Origin of the sequence: uncultured Aggregatibacter sp., assembly GCF_901873365.1 — a bacterium.
GTDB lineage: Bacteria > Pseudomonadota > Gammaproteobacteria > Enterobacterales > Pasteurellaceae > Aggregatibacter.
The window spans coordinates 1-15,777 of sequence record NZ_CABFLM010000069.1 but is presented as its reverse complement, the minus strand read 5'-3'; the positions used below and the strand labels follow the sequence as shown (position 1 = coordinate 15,777).

The 15,777-nt window shown below is 44.1% G+C and carries 15 protein-coding genes; 6 read left to right on the top strand and 9 right to left on the bottom strand.

What is annotated here, in order from left to right:
* Positions 1-172: 172 nt before the first annotated feature.
* Complete coding sequence (gene ybaK, locus QZ106_RS05995; RefSeq protein WP_295975535.1) at positions 173-652, bottom strand: Cys-tRNA(Pro) deacylase; 480 nt, start codon at positions 650-652, stop codon at positions 173-175.
* Positions 653-711: 59 nt separating this feature from the next.
* Between ybaK and QZ106_RS05990 the strand changes: the two genes are divergently transcribed.
* The 6 genes from QZ106_RS05990 to QZ106_RS05965 all read left to right on the top strand — a co-directional run bounded on the left by QZ106_RS05990 (position 712) and on the right by QZ106_RS05965 (position 6,649).
* Positions 712-1,683, top strand: coding sequence for an oxidoreductase (locus QZ106_RS05990; RefSeq protein ID WP_295975532.1), 972 nt, complete (start codon positions 712-714; stop codon positions 1,681-1,683).
* A gap of 117 nt (positions 1,684-1,800) precedes the next feature.
* The gene (locus QZ106_RS05985; RefSeq protein WP_295975531.1) at positions 1,801-2,049 is read left to right on the top strand and encodes an ABC transporter ATP-binding protein; all 249 of its coding nucleotides are present in this window, start codon (positions 1,801-1,803) and stop codon (positions 2,047-2,049) included.
* 107 nt (positions 2,050-2,156) lie between these two features.
* Complete coding sequence (locus QZ106_RS05980) at positions 2,157-2,882, top strand: substrate-binding domain-containing protein (RefSeq protein WP_295975529.1); 726 nt, start codon at positions 2,157-2,159, stop codon at positions 2,880-2,882.
* 187 nt (positions 2,883-3,069) lie between these two features.
* Entirely contained in the window at positions 3,070-4,476 is a 1,407-nt protein-coding gene (locus QZ106_RS05975; RefSeq protein WP_295975527.1) for a YcjX family protein, read from the top strand.
* A 10-nt stretch (positions 4,477-4,486) separates the two neighbouring features.
* Entirely contained in the window at positions 4,487-5,581 is a 1,095-nt protein-coding gene (locus QZ106_RS05970; RefSeq protein WP_295975524.1) for a TIGR01620 family protein, read from the top strand.
* Positions 5,582-5,677: 96 nt separating this feature from the next.
* Complete coding sequence (locus tag QZ106_RS05965) at positions 5,678-6,649, top strand: sigma 54-interacting transcriptional regulator (protein WP_295975521.1); 972 nt, start codon at positions 5,678-5,680, stop codon at positions 6,647-6,649.
* Positions 6,650-6,808: 159 nt separating this feature from the next.
* Here the strand turns inward: QZ106_RS05965 and hfq are convergent, their stop codons facing one another.
* The 8 genes from hfq to QZ106_RS05925 form a co-directional block, all read right to left on the bottom strand.
* Positions 6,809-7,096, bottom strand: a complete 288-nt coding sequence (hfq, locus tag QZ106_RS05960) for an RNA chaperone Hfq (protein ID WP_295975519.1) — start codon at positions 7,094-7,096, stop codon at positions 6,809-6,811.
* Between the two features lie 116 nt (positions 7,097-7,212).
* Entirely contained in the window at positions 7,213-8,157 is a 945-nt protein-coding gene (miaA, locus tag QZ106_RS05955) for a tRNA (adenosine(37)-N6)-dimethylallyltransferase MiaA (RefSeq protein ID WP_295975516.1), read from the bottom strand.
* A 2-nt stretch (positions 8,158-8,159) separates the two neighbouring features.
* Entirely contained in the window at positions 8,160-10,007 is a 1,848-nt protein-coding gene (gene mutL, locus QZ106_RS05950; RefSeq protein WP_295975513.1) for a DNA mismatch repair endonuclease MutL, read from the bottom strand.
* The gene (locus QZ106_RS05945) at positions 10,007-11,344 is read right to left on the bottom strand and encodes an N-acetylmuramoyl-L-alanine amidase (RefSeq protein ID WP_295975511.1); all 1,338 of its coding nucleotides are present in this window, start codon (positions 11,342-11,344) and stop codon (positions 10,007-10,009) included. Before QZ106_RS05945 ends, mutL begins: the two co-directional genes overlap by 1 nt.
* 14 nt (positions 11,345-11,358) lie before the next feature.
* Positions 11,359-11,835, bottom strand: coding sequence for a tRNA (adenosine(37)-N6)-threonylcarbamoyltransferase complex ATPase subunit type 1 TsaE (gene tsaE, locus QZ106_RS05940; protein WP_295975508.1), 477 nt, complete (start codon positions 11,833-11,835; stop codon positions 11,359-11,361).
* Positions 11,836-12,098: 263 nt separating this feature from the next.
* Positions 12,099-13,403, bottom strand: a complete 1,305-nt coding sequence (locus QZ106_RS05935; RefSeq protein WP_295975506.1) for a sodium ion-translocating decarboxylase subunit beta — start codon at positions 13,401-13,403, stop codon at positions 12,099-12,101.
* Between the two features lie 10 nt (positions 13,404-13,413).
* The gene (gene oadA / locus QZ106_RS05930; RefSeq protein WP_295975504.1) at positions 13,414-15,186 is read right to left on the bottom strand and encodes a sodium-extruding oxaloacetate decarboxylase subunit alpha; all 1,773 of its coding nucleotides are present in this window, start codon (positions 15,184-15,186) and stop codon (positions 13,414-13,416) included.
* A 13-nt stretch (positions 15,187-15,199) separates the two neighbouring features.
* Complete coding sequence (locus tag QZ106_RS05925) at positions 15,200-15,466, bottom strand: oxaloacetate decarboxylase subunit gamma (protein ID WP_295975501.1); 267 nt, start codon at positions 15,464-15,466, stop codon at positions 15,200-15,202.
* Between the last annotated feature and the right edge of the window lie 311 nt (positions 15,467-15,777).

The window sequence follows — 15,777 nt, the reverse complement described above, 5'->3', positions numbered from 1 at the left end:
CGCGTTATTCATTTCGTGCAACAAGTTGCACGCTACGATTTATGATTTCCTGCGTAGCGTGCATCTTGATGCACGACCAAACCAAGCATGGAACGTTATTTAGCCCTTTCTGGCATTCACAATTTCGTGCAACAAGTTGCACGCTACGGTTCTATAAAAAAATGACCGCACTTTATTTTTCATCCAGAATGTCAAGAAACGGCGCATTCACCATTTTTGCCAAATCTTGTGGTGCGAGTTCTACGCTTAATCCGCGTTTGCCGCCGGAGACAAAAATTGTGTCAAAATTGAGGGCGGATTGTTCAATCACGGTGGCGACGCGTTTCTTTTGCCCTAATGGGCTGATGCCGCCCACCAAGTAACCCGTGCTTTTCTGGGCGGCATCTTTGTCTGCCATATCGACTTTTTTCACGCCTAAGGCTTTGGCGGCTTTTTTTAAGCTTAACATATGGCTGGTCGGCAACACGAAACAAGCCAGTTTTTTCTGCTCACTGTTTTCGGCAACCAATAAGGTTTTGAAAGATTGGTCTGGGTTAATACCAAGTTTTTCGGCGGCCTCATCGCCAAAATGGGTATTGTCAGGATCGTGATCGTAGTGATGTAGGGTAAAAGGAACGTTGTGCTTTTTCAGTAAGTCAATTGCCGGCGTCATTGTATTTCCTTGTGATAATTCAGTAGAATGTAGCCTTTTATTTTACTGCGGAGAGAAAAATGAGTACAAGATTAAATGTCGCCCTCGTCGCCGAATTTGATTTATGCGAGAAGTTAGCAGAAGCATTAGAGCAGAGTTGTTTAGAAATTGAAAAGGTATCCGTCGTGGAACTCTTCCCTTTTGCCGAAGAACAAGGCATTCGTTTTAATAATAAAAGCGTGGCACAAATTGCGTTAGATGAAACCGAATGGTCTGATTTTGATTACGTTTTTTTCGCCGGTGAATTAGCGCACGCGACACACATTGCCAAAGCCGCGAGTGCAGGGTGCATGGTCATTGACTTGAACGGCGTATGCGCCACGTTAAATGATGTGCCGGTGATCGTACCAAGTGTTAATAACGAACAGCTGACTTCACTACAACGTAACATTGTTTCGTTGCCTGATCCGCAAGTAACCCAATTCATTTTCTCTGTGTCACAATTAGCACGTGATGCAAACCTATCACAAGTGTTAGTTACGTCATTATTACCGGCTTCCTATATTAACAGTGAAACCGTCTCAAAACTTGCCGGTCAAACGGCGCAGTTATTAAACGGCATTCCGCTTGGCGAAGAACAGCAACGTTTAGCTTTTGATGTGTTTCCATCGACAAAACACGCCGTAAATTTGGCGACGCAAGTGGAAAAAATCTTCCCTCAATTATCAAATGTGATTTTCCATCAAGTGCAAGTACCGGTGTTTTATGGCATGGCGCAAACAGTGACATTGTTATCCGACTATGAATTGGATATGCAATCACAAATCAGCGCATGGCAAGACAATGCGTTGGTGGATTTCAATGAAACCCAGTTATTCACACCGGTAACCAACGGCGAAGCAGAAGCCGGGGAAGCCGCCAAGTTACATATCGGCGGGCTTACAGCAGTGGAAAATGGCGTTCAATTCTGGCTAGTGGCAGACGAACAACGCTTTGATATTGCCTTATTAGGCGTGAAATTAGCTGAATTGGTGTATCAAAAAGGGTATTGATTGAAATTAAGTGCGGTTGTTTTTTCGCGCGTTTGAAATCTCTTCGCCGGTGATAAAGTGGTTTAGTCTATCAACCACTTTATTTTTTAAGTAATGTTATCGTTCAACTAAAACACCATGGCTTCCGAATGCAAATTAATGCCATTGGATGAGCCGACCTTTGCTTTGGATTTAGCGAATCAAAATACTGTGTTATCGTTATTGCAACAGTGGATGAAAGAACATAGATTAACCGTCGTCATATTAACAACGCATCAACTGAATCATGTGGTTGCCGTGGCGAATAAAGTTTTGTTAATGAATAAGCAAAACCTGTTATTTGGTCAAACTGATGATGTGTTGACGGCAGAGAATTTGACACAGTGATTTCATTTACCCATGCTGATGCAGGAAGCACACTATCAAAACCATGAATTTACGCATTTTGTCCCTGTGTACAACAGCGTATTAAGTGGCTTTCATAGGATCAAAAAATGTTGAATTTAACGATTTTTAGCGCAGGCAGTTTTCGTCATGTTTTAAATGAGCTCGTGACGATTTTTAAGCAGAAAAACCCGGTGGAAGTTCATTTACATTTGGCGCCGGCGGGATTGTTGCGACAACGCCTGGAAGCTGATGAATACTGTGATATTTTTATTAGTGCTAATTTGCAAAATATCAACATCCTATCTGCCACGAAATGTATTTATAACCAGCAAATCCTCGCCTTTAATCAACTGATTCTTACCACCTTAAATACCGAACATTATCAACACCGCGATACATTAGATATTTTGTTTGATGAATCCTTGCGTTTGGCAACCTCCACGCCTATTGCGGATCCTTGCGGGGATTACACTTGGCACCTGTTTGAACTGTTAGAACAAGCCTATCCCGTTTCCGGTAGTTTATTAAAACAGCGTGCTATGCCGTTGGTCGGCGGTGAAAATAGTGCCGTGGTTATTCCGCAAGGTGAAATTGCCTCTAAGTATATTTTGCAAAACAATCATGCGGATATGATGATTGGTTACGCCAATTATATGTACAAATTAGCAAATGAAAATCTGCGTTTTCATCCTTTCCCACCTGAATTTAATATCAAGGCGACCTATTCTGCTGCGCAACTGAGTGAGAATGTGATTACCCGTTTATTTTTCCAGTTCTTAATGTCCGATACGGCAAAACGCATTATGTATCAACATGGCTTTTTGGCAGAATAAAAATATTATGGAAATCACGTATTAATCAGCGATGTGATTGATTCGCCTCATACGCCGTGAGCAAACCCTTCTCAAAATTCTCTTGTTTTGACCGCACTTTTCTTTTATTTCCAAGCAAATTAAGCCCATCTTCATTTTTTCGGTATAATGTCTTCCATTATTGACGTCATATATTAAGAAGACGAGTATGCTAAATCATCTGCAAAAAGAATTAAACGAGCTGGTTAATCGCGGTTTGGATCGGACCTTACGCATTGCTGTGACGGGGTTGAGTAGAAGTGGAAAAACCGCGTTTATTACCAGCTTAATGAATCAAATGTTACACATTAATCGAGTGGATAACGGGCATTTGCCACTCTTTGATGCTGCCCGCCAACACCGAATTCTAGCGGTACAACGCGTGCCTCAATTAGATTTATCGATCCCGCGCTTTGATTACGAAGGAAATCTGAATGCCTTGTCTCAAGACCCACCGATGTGGCCGCAATCTACCCGTGGCGTGAGTGAAACTCGCTTGGCAATTCGTTATCAACGAAGTGATGGTTTGTTGCGTCATTTGAAAGAAAAAGGCACGTTATATTTAGATATTTTTGATTATCCCGGAGAATGGTTGTTGGATTTGCCCTTATTGGATTTAGGGTTTGAAGAATGGTCGTTGGAATTACAACGACAACTTAACGGCACACACGCAGCGTTGGCGCAGTCTTGGTTAACGAAAGTGGCCAAAATTCAGCTGACTGATACCGCAGATGAAGACATTTTGGCGCAACTTGCCAAAGATTATACCGATTATTTGTGGCAATGTAAGAAACAAGGGTTGCATTTTATTCAGCCGGGACGCTTTGTGTTACCCGGTGAGCTTGAAGGTGCGCCAGCCTTGCAATTCTTCCCATTATTGCATTTGAGTGCGTCACAATGGCAACAGCTAAAGCGTGAGGCGAAAAGTGAAAGTTATTTTGCTGTGTTAACTAAACGCTATGAGTATTATCGTCAGCATATTGTGAAAGGGTTTTACGAAAATTATTTTGAGACCTTTGATCGACAAGTCATTTTGGCGGATTGCTTAACACCGTTAAATCATAGCCGACAAGCTTTTAGCGACATGCAACAGGCGCTACATCAGCTCTTTCGCAATTTTCATTATGGCAAACGGCATCTTTTAAATCGTCTTTTTTCGCCGAAAATTGATAAATTGATGTTTATTGCCACCAAGGCGGATCATATCACCACCGACCAGCTGCCGAATTTAATCGGTTTGATGCGTCAGTTGGTGCAAGAAGGCGGGCGTTATGTCGAATTTGCCGATATTGTGACGGATTACACCGCGATTGCGTCTATTCGTGCAACACAGCAAGTGGTGGTGAATCAAAACAGTCAATCATTTAAAGCGTTGCAAGGCATTCGTTGTTCTGATAAGCAGAAAGTGACGCTTTATCCGGGCAGCGTGCCGGGACGATTGCCGAGTGCCGATTTTTGGCAAAATCAAAAATTTGAATTCGACCAATTTGAACCGCGCCGTTTAGAACAAGGCGAAAATATACCGCACTTGCGAATGGATGCGGTGTTGCAATTTTTGTTGGGCGATAAATTGTAGGAGGCAGGTCGTGGAGAAAAAAGTGTTTACACAAAATGAAAGCGATATGAATGAGGAGCTTAATGTGCAATCGGCATTTATTGCCAAACAGGAATTTCACGAAGCGCAGGCAGTACCTGACACAGAGGAGGCGAATGGGATTTTTGAAGGCGAATTGTTAGAACAACAATTTGAGCAGAGTCTGCAACCGAAACCGCGTTGGTGGAAAAAAATATTAGGTGGCGTGAGTCTCTTATTTTTTGTCGCCTCTGTGGCGCAATCGGTACAATGGCTGGTGGATGCCTGGCAACAAAATCAATGGATTTATTTTGCCTTTTCCTTGGTCGCTTGTGCCGTCATTTTACTCGGCATCTCGGCGATTGTCAGCGAATGGCGACGTTTGGCGAAATTACGTCATCGGGCAGAAATTCAAACACAAAGCCAACAGTTGCTGAAAAGTGCGGTCAATTTTAAAGATGTTTTTTCATCTGCCGAACATCAACAGGCGGTCAGCTTATGCCAAGACGTGAGCAAATTAGTTCATATTGATAGGCAAAACCCTGATTTTATGCAATGGCAAAAACAAATTCATGAAGCCTATTCCGCCCATGAGATTTTGCATTTATTTAGTCAAAATGTGCTACAGCCTGTGGATAAACAAGCCAAAAAATTGATCACCAAAGCCTCGACAGAATCGGCGGCGTTGGTGGCAATTAGTCCGTTGGCGTTGGTGGATATTTTCTTCATCGCATGGCGCAATATTCGTTTAATTAATCAAATTGCACGGATTTATGGCATTGAGTTGGGCTATTTTAGTCGCATTCGCTTATTGCGCATGGTCTTGGTGAATATGGCGTTTGCTGGGGCAACGGAATTGATTCAGGATTTGGGTGTGAATTGGTTATCACAAGATCTGACGGCGAAATTGTCAGCGCGTGCCGCACAAGGGATTGGCGTGGGCATATTGACCGCGCGTTTAGGTATTAAAGCTATGGAATTTTGCCGCCCGCTGGCGTTTCAATCCGGTGAGAAGCCGCGGTTATCACAATTGCATAAAGAATTGCTCAGTCATTTAAGTAGCACAGTCTTAGAGCAAGTTAAATTTAAGCAAAAAGAGAACGTGTAAACCATTGCCTAAGCTGTCAATAAATCTTGCCAAAGGCGTTGGCGATTTTTCTTCATCAGGTTATTATTAGGCCGTTTTTCAACTTCCGAGACGTATATGACAACTTCAAAAAATACCGATCCTTTTGCACAAATTGTCAGCCAAAATCCACGAATGCAAGAGGTGATTGAGAAAGCGAAAAAGTTTGCTTTGCTGGATGCTCCTTTGCTCATTCAAGGCGAAACCGGTACGGGCAAAGAGGTGATCGCAAAGGCGTGTCATGATTTTAGTGAACGACGTGATCATACTTTTTTGGCAGTGAATTGCGCTGGCATTCCGGGGGAAGATGCAGAAACGGAAATGTTTGGGCGGCGCAATAAAGACGGTGAGTTTATCGGTTTTTTTGAATATGCCGATGGCGGTACGGTATTGTTGGATGGCGTAGAGGAATTGCCGTTGACCTTGCAGGCGAAGTTGTTGCGTTTTTTGAGTGATGGCACGTTTCGTCGTGTGGGTGAGGAAGAGGAACATTATGCGAATGTTCGTGTGATTTGTACGGCGCAACAGCCGTTACAACATTATGTCGAACAAGGCAAAATGCGCAATGATTTGTTTCATCGGTTGAATGTGTTGAGTTTAACGTTGCCTTTGCTGCGTGAGCGTCAGGAAGATATTGCGCTGTTAAGCCATCAGTTCATTCAAGAAATTAGTGAAAAACTCGGCATTTTTCCACCGCACTTAGATGAGCATCTCTTGCGATATTTACAAGACTATCCTTGGCCGGGCAATCTTCGTGAGCTTTATAATGCCTTATATCGTGCCTGTTCTTTATGCCAAAACAACCGGTTGAAGATTGAGGATTTAGGATTAGCGCCACAAAATTCCCATGGGCAGGAGACAGCGTCGTTTATTGATGAATTTATCACAGAAGGCAGTACGTTGGATGAGATGGTTGGGCGTTTTGAGGCGGCGGTACTTCATAAATTTTATGCAAAATATCCCAGTTCCAGAAAACTGGCCACTCGTTTGGGGGTATCTCATACGGCAATTGCCAATAAATTACGTCAATACGGTATTGGAAAATCGTAATTGTTTGGCTGAGGTAGTGAATGGCGCGATCTAACATGAGAGGTGGAGATTGGCGAAAGGGTGAAAGAAAAAATGCGGTGAACACGTTAAGAATTCGCCGCATTTTTAGTTTAAGTTAACACAGTCTGATGCCGTTTAATGCAGTTCTATACTATTTAATTATTCTGCTGGCGCATCCGTGTTGGTTTCTACAGAAGAAGGCGATTGTTGGCTTGGTTGCTGTGGTGCGGTGTTATGATGTCCTACCGTCCGTGCCGGCACAACAGTTGAAATTGCGTGTTTATAAACCATTTGATTTACCGTGTTTTTCAACAAAATCACGAATTGGTCAAACGATTCGATTTGCCCTTGTAATTTAATGCCGTTGACTAAATAAATTGAAACAGGAATACGTTCACGACGTAATGCATTCAAGTAAGGATCTTGTAGAGATTGTCCTTTTGCCATTTTTCTTTCCTTCTTTTTGTAAAAAATGATGAATTAAAACAATACAGCAAGCTGTATGCCTCCGTGAATCAATATAGCAACAATTATATTGAAAGTCACTAGGCGCAATCTGTGTTTTACGCTTTCGTTGAAACCGATGCTAATACTTTTTCAAGGGCTTGAGCCGGTTGCAAACTATCCAACCATTGAATCGGTGATGTCCAACCACGTAGCCAAGTGATCTGGCGTTTTGCTAATTGGCGGGTGGCGCAGATACCACGAAAAACCATCTCATCGTGGTCATAATCACCGCGTAAATATTCCCACATTTGGCGATAACCCACACAGCGAATAGACGGCAGGTTCTCGTTTAAGTCGGGACGACGGTACAATTTTTCGACCTCTTGCTGAAAACCAAGTTCAATCATTTTGTGAAAACGTTGCTCAATTCGAAGATGTAAGACCTCTCGTTGTTCCGGTGCAATCGCAAATTGCAGAATGTTATACGGCAAGGCCTCGCCTTTTTGTGCCGTTAATTCCGTTAAGGTCTTACCAGTTAAATAAAAGACTTCTAATGCGCGGTTAATCCGCTGCGAGTCATTCGGGTTAATGCGTTGTGCTGAAATCGGATCGATTTTACTGAGTTCTTGATGTAATCCCCCCCAACCGATAAGTGCTGCTTTTGCCTCAATTTCCGACCGCACTTTTTCATCTGCAGAGGGCAGGGGTGACAGACCTTCCAATAAGGCTTTGTAATACAACATTGTGCCGCCCACCAATAAGGGGATTTTGCCTTGTGCGCTAATCTCTTGCATTTCGCGTAAAGCATCTGTGCGGAAATTTGCCGCCGAATAGCTTTCTGCCGGATCGCAAATATCAATTAAACGATGAGGTGCCAGTGCCAGTTCGGCTTTTGAGGGTTTCGCCGTGCCAATATCCATGCCGCGATAAATCAGGGCAGAATCGACGCTGATAACTTCCACAGGCAATTGTTGGCGCAACTGGATCGCCAAATCCGTTTTACCGGAGGCGGTTGGCCCCATTAAAAAAATCGCTAAAGGTTTGTGTTCTAAATGCTGCATAGTTAGCGGGTTAATTGAGTTAAATAAGGCTGCCAGTCAATTTCGACGAGTAAATCTAACAGGCGAATTTGCTTCTGTTTCGCGAGTAACTGTTCGGTTTCGGTGAGCAAATTTACCGCATCGGCAAGCACGGTGATTGGCGGAGAGGCTAAAGGTGCCAAAAGTGCGGTCAAAAATTCAGGTAAATTTTCGAAAGATTGATTTAATAGTGACACAATCATGTGTTGTAAGTTTTGTTGACGCAAATGTGCCGATACTTTTTGTAACGTGATTTTATGTTGTGCCGCTTCTTCCATAAAAACAAAGCCGATTTGCTCGAAAAAGGCTTTTTGTTGACCCCATGCCTGCCATTGCGCATCTGATAAACGGAAAATAATTGGAATTAACAATGGTTGAGAGGTTGGCACCAAAGTTAAATTCAGCGTTTGTTTGAGTTGTTGCAACCGCGCAAGCGAGAGCAAGTAAAAACGTTGTTCTTGCTGTAACAACAAGGCTTCATGTTGAATTAATGCAAGGGCGTGCAAGAAATTGGTATGCGGTTTTTTAACTTCCGTTACGCTGGTTTGCATGGTTGTCGAAGAATCTGACCACAACGCTTGATGCGCTTTTAATACGCTTGGTGTAATTGATTCGCGCGGAGGCGTTTCGCCATAAAAGTGCGGTGGATTTTGTCGCTGTTTTGGCGGCTCGTGATATCTATTTTCCGAGTAAGCATTGGCAGAATGATTCGTAGGTTGTGCAAATATATTTAGCCCCGCTGCCGAACGATTGGGTTTTGTCTGTGTGGAAACTTCCCATGCACCTGCGGGTTCTTCCACGCCATATTCTGTTGAAGGCGTATTCAACGGCATTGGCTCGGAGGCCAACGCATGGGTGATACCTTGGGTGATGAAATCATGTACCAAACGAGATTGCTGGAAACGCACTTCATGCTTAGTAGGATGGACGTTCACATCAACATCGTTGGGATTGAGATCAATAAACAGCACAAAAGCAGGGTACTGCTCGTTGGTTAAATAGTCGGCATAGGCTTGTCGAATGGCGTGGGTAATGATTTTATCGCGCACCATTCGCCCATTCACATAACAATAATTGAAGTCATTTTGCGGACGATGAAAGTGGGGCGTAGCGACCCAACCGGACAAATGCAGATCATCGTGTTTCCAATCAATTTGCAACGCATTCTGAATAAAATCATCGCCACAAATCGCCGCAACTCGTTTTAATTTTTGTTCATTCGTAACCGCACTTTTGTATTGGCGTAATACTTTGCCATTATGTGTGAGGGTAAAACTGATATTAAATTTGGCTAATGCAATACGGCGAATGACTTCATCAATATGAGAAAATTCGGTTTTCTCGGAACGTAAAAATTTGCGACGGGCGGGCGTGTTAAAAAATAAATTTGCCACTTCAACTGTCGTTCCCACCGGATGGGATGCGGGTTGAATGGTGGTTTCCATGTCACGTCCTTGGGCATAGACCTGCCAAGCTTCGTTTTGCTCTGCAGTACGAGAGGTGAGGGTTAAACGAGAAACGGAACTGATGCTGGCAAGGGCTTCGCCGCGGAATCCCAAACTTAAAATGGCTTCCAAATCGGCAAGATCGGCGATTTTACTGGTGGCGTGACGAGCAAGTGCTAAAGCCAATTCTTCCTTGGCAATGCCAATACCGTTGTCGCGAATCCGAATAAGGCTTGCGCCCCCATTTTCAATATCAATTTGAATTTTATCGGCACCGGCATCCAAGCTGTTTTCCACCAATTCTTTTACTACCGAAGCTGGGCGTTCGACCACTTCTCCGGCAGCAATTTGGTTGGCTAATTGTGGCGATAAAATACGTATGGTCATTATTTCTTCCCTGGATTATCGTCAAGCAGTTGGATTTTTTGTCCGCTGAATACTTTGCCGTCTTTTAATTTCGGGTTTAATTTCAACAGTTTATTCGGTGAAACTTTATATTCACGCGCGATGGAGTAAAGGGTTTCATCTTGCTTGACAATATGAAATTTCGGCATGGCTTTTTTCACATCCGACGGGTTGTTTTCGGACGTTTTAGTGACTTTATCAACAGCCGCACGTGAATTTTTTACGTCTTTCCCTTGTGCGCCTTTATTCATTGATTCTGTTTTATTTGTCTGTGCTTTTTTATTCTCGGCTTCCGGTTTTGCGGTTGCCGGAATTTTAAGGGTTTCGCCCACCAAGAGTTCTTTCCGCGTTAATTGATTTAACGCCAAAATCGCTTTAGCGGAGACGTGATATTTTTCGGCAAGCTTACTCAATGCCTCCCCATCCTTAACTTTATGACGAATGCCACTATCTCGAATGTCCGGTGCGTTAATGTCAGCGGTTTTGTTTTCAAGTGCGGTGGATTTTTCTGATGTTTTTTCCTTGCTCTCCTCAATGATTCTCGGTTCATTTCTGAAGTGCTTACGACGATATTCCACTAAACCGTTATAAATCGCTTTGGCAATTTGCTTGCGATAGGCGGAGGTGCTGAGCTTGAGTTCTTCTTCTGAATTCGATAAAAAACCGGTTTCCACCAAGATAGACGGAATGTCCGGTGAACGTAAAACGCCAAGGCTGGCATGGCGTGGTGTTGCTCGATTTAGCGAGGCGATCTGGGAAAAATGGCGCAAAACAATGCTACCTAATTCATAGCCGACACGCTGACTGTGGCCAAATTGCAGATCCAACACCGTTTGATCTAAATATTTTTCATTATGCGAAGCCAATACGCGACCAGCACCGCCTAATAATTCTGAGCGTTTTTCATGATCTTCCAACCATTGTCCCATTTCATCGTTGGCGCGACGATTCGACAACACCCACACGGAAGCGCCTCGTAAATTGGAGGCTTCGGAAGAGTCGGCGTGAATTGACACCAAATAATTGGCTTTGTATTTTCGTGCGATTTCCGAACGTTCCGGCACCGAAATATAGTAATCACCGTTGCGGGTTAATACTGCACGGAATGAGGGATCTTTATCCAACAAGGCTTTGAGTTCCTTGGCGATAGATAGCGTGACATTTTTTTCATAAATTTTGAGGTTACGCCCGATAGCACCGGGATCTTTGCCACCATGACCGGGATCGATAGCAATCGTCCAAGTATTAGCTGAGGCGAGTGTCGCCCAAAAAAGAAGACCGTATATCAGAATAAATCTCATCATATTTGTGATTTTCATGTGCGATAACATTGCTAAGTAAGTTGTTGGATGATTTGTTGCCCCATTGTAGATTGGGCGACTAATTCGATATTTCGTGCATTTTCTGCATAACCAATATTAACCAGCAAATCCGGTGGAGACAGAAGATCTGCCCCTTTTTCTGCCCATTCAATTAAGCAAATCGTGTTGTCTGCGAAGTAATCACGAATGCCCATAAATTCCAATTCTTCCGAATCAGCCAAGCGATACAAATCGAAGTGGTAAATGATTTTCTCGCCGATGGCATATTCCTCCACTAACGTATAGGTCGGGCTTTTTACATTGCCCGAATAACCTAATCCTTGAATCATGCCACGGCTTAAGGTAGTTTTACCTGCGCCAAGATCGCCGTTTAAATAAAGCGTAACGTTTTGCTGACTCGGAAGTCGGCAGATGGCGTTGATAAGCTGCTTGCCAAAAGCACACATCGCATTTTCATGAGGAATATATTGCGTAAATCTTTCTGTCATGGCGGTATTTACTGGGAAAAAATAGAGCTAGATTGTACCGCACTTTCACTGATTTATGTAGTTTTCTGGCGGCAAGTGAATGATTTTTCTTTGGTTTGTTGCAATAAACCTATCATGCCACGTATTGAAAGGAAGGTGCATCAATAAAAGTGCGGTTGTTTTTTTTAATGAATTGAAGAGAAAGAAAAAAGCACGCTTGGGAATCGCGTGCTTTTTTATTTGAAATGAATAAAAGTGCGGTGCTTTTTCACCGTGTTTTTAAGCTACATCATGGCACCCACATATTTCAGCATTACCCCAGCGGCGATAGCGGAACCAATCACACCGGCAACGTTCGGCCCCATGGCATGCATGAGTAGGAAGTTTTGGTTATCTGCTTCCAGTCCGATTTTGTTGGAAACCCTTGCTGCCATTGGTACGGCAGACACACCGGCAGAACCGATGAGTGGGTTAATTTTATTTTTGCTGAATTTGTTCATCAATTTCGCCATTAATACACCGCTGCCGGTACCGATCCCGAAGGCAATCACACCAAGAATCAAAATACCCAAGGTTTGCGGTTGTAGGAATTTATCAGCGATGAGTTTAGAACCCACAGACAAACCAAGCACGATGGTGACGATGTTAATCAAGGCGTTTTGCGTGGTGTCGCTTAAACGTTCTACCACACCGCTGACGCGCATGAGGTTACCGAAACAGAACATTCCAAGCAATGGGGCAGCATCCGGTAAAAGTAAACCAACGAGCAACAGCAAAATCACCGGGAACAAGACCTTTTCACGATTACTCACATGGCGCATTTGCGTCATACGGATCTTGCGTTCTTCTTCTGTAGTTAAGGCTTTCATGATCGGTGGCTGAATCAATGGCACTAACGCCATGTAGGAATAAGCCGCCACAGCAATGGCACCAAGCAATTCCGGCGCGAGTTTACTGGTGAGGTAAATCGCGGTCGGGCCGTCCGCACCACCGATAATACCGATGGAGGCCGCTTGCGGGAGCGTGAATTCGATAATGCCGAAATAGTTCAATGCCAATGCACCGAGTACGGTGGCGAAAATACCGAACTGTGCCGCTGCACCAAGCAGTAACGTTTTCGGATTTGCCAATAACGGACCGAAGTCTGTCATCGCGCCTACGCCCATGAAAATCACTAACGGCGCAATGCCATAACCGATAGCCACTTTATAGAATAACGCCAAGATCCCGGCGCTGTATCCCATGTCCATTGACAAGGCTTCCAGTTGATTTACGGTAGAGCCGGAAGCCGTGGCGAGGGCGTTTTTAATCAGTGCCGGATCAGCGGAGACACCTAATTTCGCGGCAATTACGGCAATTTGCTCCGGTGAGCCGAGATGAAGTAAATTCTCTAATGCGGTCATGGCAAGACCGGCTTCGGGAATGTTTGATAACAATCCACCAAAGCCGATAGGCAATAATAGTAATGGCTCAAACTTGCGTGCGATGGCAAGCCACAACAGGAGCAAGCTGATAACGATCATCACCGCTTGACCCCATTGCAAATGGAACAGTCCCATACCCTGAATTAATGCAATAATGCTATCCATAGGTAACTCCTTAGACGAGGTTCATAACGGTATCACCCACCGCGACGGCATCGCCGGCTTTGACACAAATACCACGCACGGTACCGGCTTGTGCCGCTTTGACTTCGGTTTCCATTTTCATGGCTTCAAGAATGAATAACACATCACCTGCCGCGACAGTTTGACCTTCTGTTGCCACGACTTTCCAAATGTTACCCGCCATTGGCGCCGTTACCGGTGTGCCACCACTGGTTGGCGCAGCTTGTGGAGTTGTTGTGGCTACGTGTGAAATGTCGCCGCCTTCACTGACTTTCACCACAAAGGCTTTGCCTTCCAATTCCACAGTATAAACGGCGGAGCCGGAGGCTGCAGGCGCTGCTTTAGAAACAGGTTTATTTTCCACCGCACTTTCATTGCCGGTTGGTGCCGGTTCAAAGGCTGCAGGGTTGTTGCGGTTTTCTAAGAACTTCCAAGCGATTTGAGGGAAGAGCGCCACGATTAAAGCATCGTCCACCGCGTTGTCTGCTAATTTTATCCCTTTCGCTTTGGCTTGTTCGGCAACTTCCGCTTCAATTTTCGCCATTTCAGGGGCAATGTGATCAGCCGGACGGTCAGTTACCGGAGCGGCACCTTCTAATACGCGAGCTTGTAATTTGCTATCTACCGGTGCAGGCGTTTTACCGTATTCACCTTTTAAAATACCTGCGGTTTCTTTCGCGATGGTTTTATAGCGTTCGCCTGTCAGCACGTTAATAACAGATTGTGTGCCGACAATTTGAGAGGTTGGGGTAACAAGTGGAATGTAACCTAAATCTTTGCGTACGCGTGGGATTTCTTCCAAAACCAAATCCAATTTGTCGGAGGCATTTTGTTGTTTTAATTGATTTTCTAAGTTGGTAAGCATGCCGCCCGGCACTTGAGCCACTAAAATACGGCTATCTACGCCACGTAGCTGACCTTCAAATTTGGCATATTTTTTACGCACATTACGGAAATAAGCAGCGATTTTTTCCAAACGCGGAATATCCAAACCTGTGTCATATTCAGTGCCTTGTAAGGTTGCCACCATGGATTCTGTTGCCGGGTGGCCGTAGGTGCCGGACATGGAAGAAATTGCGGTATCAATACCATCTACGCCTGCTTCAACGGCTTTTAACAGCGCCATTTCTGCCATACCGGTAGTGGAGTGGCAGTGTAAATGCAATTCGACATCGAAACGTTTTTTGATTTCGCGCACTAAGTCTGCCGCCGCCATCGGATTCAAAATACCGGACATGTCTTTGATGACTAAGCTGTCGATACCGATTTCCAATAATTGTTCGGTGGTATCAAGCCAAGTTTGCATGGTGTGTACCGGGCTGGTGGTGTAACTTAATGTCCCTTGTGCATGAGCACCAAATTTACGCACGGCTTGCAACGCCGCTTTCATATTACGTGGATCGTTAAGCGCATCAAATACGCGGAACACGTCCATACCGTTTGCTACGCAACGTTCGACGAAACGTTCTACCACGTCGTCGGCATAGTGGCGATAACCTAAGAGGTTTTGACCACGTAACAGCATTTGTAACGGGGTTTTCGGACAGGCTTTTTTCAATTCACGCAAACGTACCCAAGGATCCTCCCCTAAAAAACGAATACAACTGTCAAATGTTGCACCACCCCAAGCTTCTAACGACCAATAACCGATATTGTCTAATTCTTGCGCGATCGGCAACATATCATCGAGACGTAAACGGGTCGCGAAAAGCGATTGGTGGGCATCACGAAGCACCAGTTCGGTCATTTTAATTTTTTTAGTCATAGTAAAATCCTTATTATTTGAACTGTTGGGTACGGCGATGGTGCGCGATAGCCGCTGCAATTACAGGGCGCAAACGCTCAAAATCATCAATAGGTGCCGCAGAAAGTGCGGTGGTATTTGAAGGCGTTTTGGGTGAGGGGAGAGGTTCGGGAAAAAAGCGGTTGATAAGTTTAGACATGAGTCCAATTGCCCAAATTAAAATGAGCAAAAAGACCAATACAAAGCCCATCCCTGAGAACATCAGATTAATTCCTTCACCGAAAAGTTCTGCTGAAGTCATTCGTCATATCCTTATATTTAATATGGGATTTTTATTTTATCTGAATTGTTTTAACAAAACTGTGATTGAGATCATAAATTAGAGACTTGAAGAAAGGTGGAATTTTATGTGTTTTTCAAGTGGGAGAGAGAGGATAATGCGGTTAGAGCAAATTTAAAGGAATGATAATGGTGCGCATTAAAGTATTTTAATTTAGGAAAAATTGCCTTGAGTAATAGATTCAGAACGAGTGAATTTGGTGGGTCGTGAAGGATTCGAACCTTCGACCAACGGATTAAAAGTCCGCTGCTCTACCGACTGAGCTAACGACC